The sequence below is a fragment of the Xenorhabdus eapokensis genome (assembly GCF_001908105.1).
This window is the reverse complement of the sequence record NZ_MKGQ01000108.1, coordinates 1-1,361: the sequence shown is the minus strand read 5'-3', so window position 1 is coordinate 1,361 and position 1,361 is coordinate 1. Positions and strand designations below refer to the sequence as shown.

Genomic DNA, 1,361 nt, shown 5'->3' with positions numbered 1-1,361 from the left:
CAGTCCATTTTGGGATTTTTTTTGATTTGGCGATTAATCAGATCGCAAAAATTGGACTGAGTTCCCTCCAAGTGATCTACTATTTTGAAAGCTTATTTAGTGAATGATAGCCATTAAGGTGTTCCCTGACTAAAAAACGTAACACCAATTTAGCTGATTTATGATCGTCAAAGTTAATAAATGACTCTAGATCAGGTTGGTGTATGATACCTAAATCCGCTTGCCAAAACCTGCCCGTTAAACCCATTGATATTTCATGGCTATTTTCATTAAGTGGGGTAAAGGTTTTTAAGCCAAATTCTTGGTTATTGTTTTTTCTTCCTGATTTATTAAATAAATACGCTGGCACATTTCTTATTTTGGACAAAGTTATTAATAAATAAATCATCGGTCATTGCAAAGTCTTTTACAGCTTGGATTATTTCTTTTGCTGGTATCTTTATAGATTCTGATTCATGGCTTTCATGAAAATGAAAACAAGGGAGAAAAGGTGTTGGGTGCTGCCATATCTTATATTCTTTACTATTGACTATTCCTAAAAATGTCACTGTTTATCTCCTGTTTATGGTTGAAACCTTTTTTAAGGGTATATTTGCATGTCATTAGCAATGAATACTGAGGTGATGATTTATTCATATCATATTAATAATCACGAGTTTAATAATGAATAAATGTGAAGAATGGACTATTTTATTTAAAATGTAAAGGGCTTAATGCTCAATGTAAGAAGGGTGAATAATATGTCAATTTTAGCCATTATTAAAGGTACTCCTATCTGGGTTTGGATTTTATTTGCTTTTCTGATTAAACGGGGTATCAATGCGTTATATGACAGAGAAATGCGTATTCAACGACTGTTTTTTATGCCAGTTTTGTTTTTAATATGGGCTGTTTACAGTGTATTAAATGAAACGACATTTCCAAATTCGGCATTCCTGGCGCTTATTGTAGGTATTATTGTGGGAGGGGGCATCGGGTGGGGCTTATGGCGTAGTCAACCAAGATTAAAAAAGGGTAGTGAAAATGGTTTAATCATTCGTTCAGGAACTCCTTTGACTTTAAGTCTTATTCTTACTGTTTTTATAGTGAAGTTTATTATTTCTGCCATGATGAATATTAACTCTAATTTGTTATATTCTTTCAATTTTAATTTACTGTTTGGTTTTATATGTGGCTTATCAGACGGTGTTTTTTGGGGTGGGACGCTTAATTTATTTATTCACTATAATAGGGCGTGTTGATGTTTTGTGAGGGATTATTAAACAGCATGATGATTTGGTATAATTACTTTCGCCAAAAAACAACCAGACCTCACCATCATGCCGCGAACTATGTTAACAGATCTCCAATGGAATAAGCTA

At 33.3% G+C, this 1,361-nt stretch carries 2 protein-coding genes; one reads left to right on the top strand and one right to left on the bottom strand.

Annotation, left to right across the window (positions count from 1 at the left end):
- Positions 1-329: 329 nt before the first annotated feature.
- Positions 330-548, bottom strand: coding sequence for a hypothetical protein (locus tag Xedl_RS19560; RefSeq protein ID WP_074025385.1), 219 nt, complete (start codon positions 546-548; stop codon positions 330-332).
- Positions 549-740: 192 nt separating this feature from the next.
- Between Xedl_RS19560 and Xedl_RS19555 the strand changes: the two genes are divergently transcribed.
- Complete coding sequence (locus Xedl_RS19555) at positions 741-1,241, top strand: DUF6622 family protein (RefSeq protein WP_074025383.1); 501 nt, start codon at positions 741-743, stop codon at positions 1,239-1,241.
- The last annotated feature ends 120 nt before the right edge of the window (positions 1,242-1,361 follow it).

Excerpts from the sequence above, each read along its gene's own strand:
- Xedl_RS19555 (WP_074025383.1), top strand. The coding sequence starts at position 741 with ATGTCAATTTTAGCCATTATTAAAGGTACTCCTATCTGGGTTTGGATT.